The following is a 6,111-nucleotide window of genomic DNA, read 5'->3' as shown; positions in this document are numbered from 1 at the left end:
CTCGTACCCAGCGGGGGCCGACGCTCCCGCGTGACGCAGGAGAGGTACTCACGCAATGGCTGACTACACGCTTCCGGACCTGCCCTACGACTACGCGGCCCTCGAGCCGCACATCTCCGGCCGGATCATGGAGCTGCACCACGACAAGCACCACGCGGCCTACGTCACCGGCGCGAACACCGCGCTGGCGAAGCTCGCGGAGGCCCGCGAGTCCGGCGACCTCGCGGCGGTGAACCTGCACGAGAAGAACCTCGCGTTCAACCTCGGCGGCCACGTCAACCACTCCGTGTTCTGGCAGAACCTCTCCCCCGAGGGCGGCGACAAGCCGACCGGCGAGCTCGCCGCGGCGATCGACGAGTTCTTCGGCTCGTTCGACGCGTTCCAGAAGCACTTCGCCGCGAACGCCGTCGGCATCCAGGGCTCGGGCTGGTCGATCCTCGGCTGGGACTCGGTGGGCCAGAAGCTCGCGATCTTCCAGCTGTACGACCAGCAGAGCAACTTCCCGCTCGGCCTCGTGCCGATCGTCGTCCTCGACATGTGGGAGCACGCGTTCTACCTGGACTACGTCAACGTCAAGGCGGACTACGTCAAGGCGTGGTGGAACATCGTCAGCTGGGCCGACGCGGCGGAGCGCTTCGAGCGCGCCCGTTCGCAGACCTCCGGTCTGATCGTCCCCGCGCTCTGATCGCCCCGCAGAGGGCCGTCCGCCACGTGCGGGCGGCCCTCTGCCGTCCCCCGGACGAGACATGATGGGCACATGGGTGTCGTCGCGCGTGAGTCGAGGTTCGCCCTCCCCGAACGGGAGCGGCGGTTCCTCGTCGCGGAGGAGCCACCCCAGGGTGGCGAGTGCCGCGAGATCAGCGACCGCTACCTCGACGGCACCCGGCTGCGTCTGCGCCGCGTCGTGCACCCGTCAGGAGCCCTCGAGCTCAAGCTCACGCAGAAGCTGCCCGGGGACCCGTGGGGACGGTTGACGACGCTGTACCTCGACGAGCCCGAGTACGACGTGCTGGCGGGGTTGCCGGCCGCGACGCTGACCAAGCGCCGCTACCGCGTCGCCGAGTCGTACGACGTCGTCGACGTCTTCGAGGGGGCTCTGACGGGCCTCGTCGTCGCGGAGATCGAGTTCGACGACGAAGGCGCCGCCGAGGCCTACGTCCCGCCGGACGGGTGCGTCGAGGTCACCCGAGACCCGTCGTTCACGGGTGGCGCTCTCGCCCGGGCCGACGCGCCCGCGGTCCTGCGTCGTGCGCACGACCTGCTCGCCCGGACCCTGTGACGCCCGGGCCGAGCCCGCGACGGACGAAGGCCCGACCAGCTGCCTGGTCGGGCCTTCGTGACGAGCTGAGCTCAGCACACGCGCGTCGCGCGTGCGCCTGCGTGCGCGAGTGTCAGTGCGCGTGCTGTCCGCGGGAGAACTCGAACACCCAGCCGACGAGCGCGATCACACCGACGGCCACGCCGATGTAGACGAGCCACCAGCCGACGGCCAGGCCGAGGAACACGATCGCGGCCGAGGCGCCGATCGCCAGGGGCCACCACGACCACGGCGCGTAGACGCCCTGGTCACCGGCGCCCTGCTCGATCTCGCCGTGCTCGTCGTCCTCGGGTCGGGGGTCGATCCGGCGCGCGAGCAGCGCGAAGTACGCGCCGATCATGCCGACCAGGCCACCGACGAGCGGGATGCTCACGGTGCCGACGGGCTCGCCGTCGCTCCACAGCGCGTACACGAGCCCCACGGGGAAGAAGAAGAGGACTCCGTAGCCGAAGATCTTGGCCTCGAGCTTCACTTCGTGCCCTCCTCGTCGTCACGTGCGGCGTCCGCCGGGCGGTCCTCGACGATCGTCGCCGTGGACTGCTCGGGCTCGCCGGTCCCGTTCACCACACGCTCGGCGGCGACGGCGGTCTCGCCGCGGCGGTCGGCCTCCCAGTCCAGCGGACCGGGGTTCGGCTCGACGAAGTCCATGGCGGCGACCTCGGGGTGGTGAAGGTCGAACGCGGGACGCTCCGACCGGATGCGCGGCAGCGACGTGAAGTTGTGCCGCGGCGGCGGGCAGGACGTGGCCCACTCGAGCGACGCGCCGTAGCCCCACGGGTCGTCGACGGTCACCTTGGGCGCGTTGCGCGCGGTGGTGTAGACGTTCCAGAAGAACGGCAGCGTGGAGGCCGCCAGGATGACCGCGCCGACCGTGGACAGCTGGTTCATCCACGTGAAGCCGTCGGCGACCGCGTAGTCCGCGTACCGGCGAGGCATGCCCACGACGCCGAGCCAGTGCTGCACGAGGAACGTGGTGTGGAAGCCGATGAACAGCGTCCAGAAGTGGATCTTGCCGAGGCGCTCGTCGAGCATCTTCCCGGTGAACTTCGGCCACCAGAAGTAGAAGCCCGCGAACATCGCGAACACGACGGTCCCGAACACCACGTAGTGGAAGTGCGCGACCACGAAGTACGTGTCGGAGATGTGGAAGTCGAGCGCGGGGCTGGACAGGATGATCCCCGTCAGGCCGCCGAACAGGAACGTCACGAGGAAGCCGATCGTCCACAGCATCGGTGTCTCGAACGTGAGCTTTCCTCGCCACATCGTGCCGATCCAGTTGAAGAACTTCACACCGGTCGGCACGGCGATGAGCATCGTCATGAAGGCGAAGAACGGCAGGAGCACCGAGCCCGTGACGTACATGTGGTGGGCCCACACGGTCACGGACAGCGCCGCGATCGCGATCGTCGCGTACACGAGTCCCTTGTAGCCGAAGATCGGCTTGCGGCTGAACACCGGCAGGATCTCGGTGATGATGCCGAAGAACGGCAGCGCGATGATGTAGACCTCAGGGTGCCCGAAGAACCAGAACAGGTGCTGCCAGAGCAGCGCGCCGCCGTTCTCGGGGTTGAACACCTGCGCACCGAGCCTGCGGTCGGCGCCGAGCGCGAACAGCGCGGCGGCGAGCGGCGGGAACGCCATGAGGACGAGCAGCGACGTCACGAGGGTGTTCCACGTGAAGATCGGCATCCGGAACATGGTCATGCCGGGGGCACGCATCGTGACGATCGTCGTGATGAAGTTGACGGCACCCAGGATCGTGCCGAAGCCACCGAGCGCGAGCCCGAACACCCACAGGTCGCCGCCGATCCCCGGTGAGTACACCGTGTTCGACAGCGGAGCGTAGGCGAACCAGCCGAACGAGGCGGCCCCCTGAGGCGTGAGGAAGCCGCCGGCCGCGATGAGCCCGCCGAAGAAGAAGAGCCAGAACGCGAACATGTTCAGTCGCGGGAACGCGACGTCCGGCGCGCCGATCTGCAGCGGCATGATCACGTTCGCGAAGCCCGCGAACAACGGCGTCGCGAACAGCAGCAGCATGATCGTGCCGTGCATCGTGAACGCCTGGTTGTACTGCTCCTTGGACTGGAACACGTCCATGCCCGGCGTGAACAGCTCGGCGCGGATCAGCAGCGCGAGCAGTCCACCGACCACGAACCAGACGAAGCTCGTGATCAGGTACATGTAGCCGATCGTCTTGTGGTCGGTCGAGGTGACCCACTTGACCACGGTGCGACCGAGCGTCTGACGCGACGGCGCCAGACCCGGGATGTTCTCCGCGACCGCGGCCATCAGTCCTCCTCCTCCTGCGTTGCGCTGTTCAGGTCCTGGAGCCGGCTGTACTCGAGACCGAGCGCGCCGGTCTGGCCCTTGTCGCGCAGCTCCTGCATGTGCGCGTCGTACTCGTCGCGCGAGACGACCTTGACGTTGAAGAGCATCGACGAGTGCTCCTCGCCGCAGAGCTCGGCGCACTTGCCGCGGTACAGGCCCTCCTGCTGGGGCGTGATCTGGAAGGAGTTCTCCTTGCCGGGGATCATGTCGAGCTTGTAGAGGAACGCCGGGACCCAGAACGAGTGGATGACGTCGCGCGAGTCGAGCGTGAAGTGCACGGACTCGCCGACCGGCAGGTAGAGGGTCACCTGGTCGTCGAGGACGCCCTCGGTCGTGCCGACGTTCTGCGCGTGCTCGCCGGTCTCGTACACCTCGTCGTCGAGGTAGTTGATGTCCCAGCTCCACTGCTTGCCGATGACCTGGATGTTGACGTCGGCGTCGGCGGACGTGTCGGTGATCTCGGTCACGTCGCGGTTCGTGAAGTAGAACAGCACGCCGACCATGACGATCGGCAGGATCACGTACATGATCTCGAGCGGCACGTGGTACCGGAGCTGCACGGGCAGGACGTCGTCGTCCTTGCGCTTGCGGTAGACCGCGACGCACCAGAGCATCAGGCCCCACGTGATGAGGCCGACGATGAGGGCGGCGGTCCACGAGCCGACCCACAGGTCCGTGATGCGACCCGTCTGGTTCGTGATCTCGGCGTCCGAGTTGCCAGGCATCCAGCCGCGCTGGACCTGGTCCGAGCAGCCGCTCAGGGCCACAGCAGCGACCGTCGCGATGCCTGCCCACTTCAGGGCCGGGCGCCGCGTCCGGCGGGGGTTTTCCGGGTGCAACGGGCGACCTCTCGCTCACGTCCCCGGCGCGTCGTCCCTGTGACGGGCGCGACACACCTGGGACCTTCGTCCTCGACGCGAGCAGCCTAGCGCGCGAACTGGCTCTCACGTCGCCCGTGACACCCGTTCACGACGCCGTGTCAGCACCGTCACACTCCCCCGCCGGCGCGTTGACCCGTGCGGATACGGTTCTGGGGTGGAGAACGAGCACGACGAGAACACCCGTGCGCCGCGGCGCGTCATGCTCGACGCCGGTGGGCGCGCGCCCCTGCTGCCCGCAGCCCGGGCCGCGTTCGTCGAGGCTCTCGACCAGGGATGGGCCGACCCGCGGCGGCTGCACGCCGAGGGCCGCCGGGCGCGCGCCCTGCTCGACGGGTCCCGGGAGGCGATCGCCGCCGTCGTCGGCGCCCGCACGCAGGACGTCGACCTCGCGCCGTCGCACACGGCCGCGCTGCACGCCGCGGTGCGGATGGTCGCGCGCGGGAGGCGGCGCGTCGGTGCCGACGTCGTGACGAGCGCGGTCGAGCGGTCGGCCGTGCTGCACGCCGCTGAGTTCGTCGCGAGCCGCGGCGAGGGCCGGCACCACACCGTGGGCGTCGACCGGTCGGGCCGGGTCGACGGCGAGGCGTTCGCGCACGCGCTCGCCGCTCCCGGCGTGGTGCTCGCAGCCCTGCAGCACGCGAACGGCGAGGTGGGCACGTTGCAGCCCGTCGCCGCCGCGCACGAGGCGGCGCGCGCGGCCGGCGTGCCCCTGCTCGTCGACGCGGGCGCAAGCCTGGGTCACGTCGACGTCGGGCACGAGTGGGACGTCCTCGCCGCCGACCCGGGCGACTGGGGCGGACCGGGCGGCCTCGGTGTTCTGGTCACGCGCGCCGGCGTGCGTCGGGCGCCCGACTGGCCGCAGGACGAGGACCGGTGGTTCCCCGGCGGGCTGAGCGTCCCGGCGGCTCTCGCGGCGGCGGTCGCGCTGCAGGAGGCGGCCGGGGACGCCGCGCAACGGGCGGACCACCTGCGGCGGCTCGTCGCCGAGATCAGGACCCACGTCGCGCGTCACGTCCCCGACAGCGACGTGGCCGGCGACCCGGTGCACCGGCTCCCCCACGTCCTGACGTTCTCGTGCCTGTACGTCGACGGCGAGGCGATCGTCACGGCGCTCGACCGGCTGGGCTTCGCAGTCGGCTCGGGGTCGGCGTGCACGTCCAGCACGCTCGAGCCGTCGCACGTGCTCGCGGCCATGGGCGTGCTCACGCAGGGCAACGTGCGGGTCGGCCTGCACGCCGGGACGACGCGCGAGGACGTCGCCTCGTTCCTCGCGGTGCTGCCGGGTGTCGTCGCCGAGCTGCGCGCGAGCCTGGGAGTCCTCTAGGACCGTCGTGCGTCTGGCGACCACCGGGGACGACGAAGGCCCGCTCCGTCGCACGGAGCGGGCCTTCGGTCGAGATCAGCTGAACGAGCCGCCGCACGCGCAGGCACTGCCCGCGTTCGGGTTGTCGATCGTGAAGCCCTGCTTCTCGATCGTGTCGGCGAAGTCGATCGTCGCACCCTCGAGGTACGGCACCGACATGCGGTCCACGACGACCTCGACGCCGTCGTAGTCGCGCACTGCGTCACCGTCGAGCACGCGCT

At 69.9% G+C, this 6,111-nt stretch carries 7 protein-coding genes; 3 read left to right on the top strand and 4 right to left on the bottom strand.

Annotated elements, in window-relative coordinates:
* Nucleotides 1–55 precede the first annotated feature (55 nt).
* A complete protein-coding gene (locus tag CWIS_RS11750) occupies nt 56–685 on the top strand; it encodes a superoxide dismutase (RefSeq protein WP_048343489.1) in 630 nt (209 codons plus the stop codon).
* A 72-nt stretch (nt 686–757) separates the two neighbouring features.
* The gene (locus CWIS_RS11745) at nt 758–1,279 is read left to right on the top strand and encodes a hypothetical protein (RefSeq protein WP_048343488.1); all 522 of its coding nucleotides are present in this window, start codon (nt 758–760) and stop codon (nt 1,277–1,279) included.
* A gap of 112 nt (nt 1,280–1,391) precedes the next feature.
* Here the strand turns inward: CWIS_RS11745 and CWIS_RS11740 are convergent, their stop codons facing one another.
* From CWIS_RS11740 to coxB, 3 genes are read right to left on the bottom strand one after another with little or no spacing between them, the layout of a single operon-like run.
* Nucleotides 1,392–1,790 carry a cytochrome c oxidase subunit 4 gene (locus tag CWIS_RS11740; protein WP_048343487.1) on the bottom strand — a complete coding sequence of 133 codons (399 nt, stop codon included), beginning with the start codon at nt 1,788–1,790 and terminating at the stop codon, nt 1,392–1,394.
* On the bottom strand, nt 1,787–3,607 hold the full coding sequence (ctaD, locus tag CWIS_RS11735) for a cytochrome c oxidase subunit I (RefSeq protein ID WP_048343486.1): 1,821 nt from the start codon (nt 3,605–3,607) through the stop codon (nt 1,787–1,789). Before ctaD ends, CWIS_RS11740 begins: the two co-directional genes overlap by 4 nt.
* A complete protein-coding gene (coxB, locus tag CWIS_RS11730; RefSeq protein ID WP_048343485.1) occupies nt 3,607–4,485 on the bottom strand; it encodes a cytochrome c oxidase subunit II in 879 nt (292 codons plus the stop codon). Before coxB ends, ctaD begins: the two co-directional genes overlap by 1 nt.
* A 196-nt stretch (nt 4,486–4,681) precedes the next feature.
* Here coxB and CWIS_RS11725 point away from each other — a divergent pair, with 196 nt between their 5' ends.
* Nucleotides 4,682–5,851 carry a cysteine desulfurase family protein gene (locus CWIS_RS11725; RefSeq protein ID WP_307722638.1) on the top strand — a complete coding sequence of 390 codons (1,170 nt, stop codon included), beginning with the start codon at nt 4,682–4,684 and terminating at the stop codon, nt 5,849–5,851.
* 75 nt (nt 5,852–5,926) lie between these two features.
* Here the strand turns inward: CWIS_RS11725 and CWIS_RS11720 are convergent.
* On the bottom strand, nt 5,927–6,111 hold a 185-nt coding region (locus CWIS_RS11720; protein ID WP_048343484.1), incomplete at its 5' end, for an iron-sulfur cluster assembly accessory protein.

Origin of the sequence: Cellulomonas sp. A375-1 (assembly GCF_001040865.1) — a bacterium.
Taxonomy (GTDB): Bacteria; Actinomycetota; Actinomycetes; order Actinomycetales; family Cellulomonadaceae; genus Cellulomonas; species Cellulomonas gelida.
This window is presented reverse-complemented; position numbering and strand designations above follow the sequence as displayed.

Bases quoted from the DNA above. Each gene is read 5' to 3' on its own strand.
- ctaD (WP_048343486.1), bottom strand. From the start codon at position 3,607: ATGGCCGCGGTCGCGGAGAACATCCCGGGTCTGGCGCCGTCGCGTCAG.
- CWIS_RS11745 (WP_048343488.1), top strand. From the start codon at position 758: ATGGGTGTCGTCGCGCGTGAGTCGAGGTTCGCCCTCCCCGAACGGGAG.
- CWIS_RS11750 (WP_048343489.1), top strand. From the start codon at position 56: ATGGCTGACTACACGCTTCCGGACCTGCCCTACGACTACGCGGCCCTC.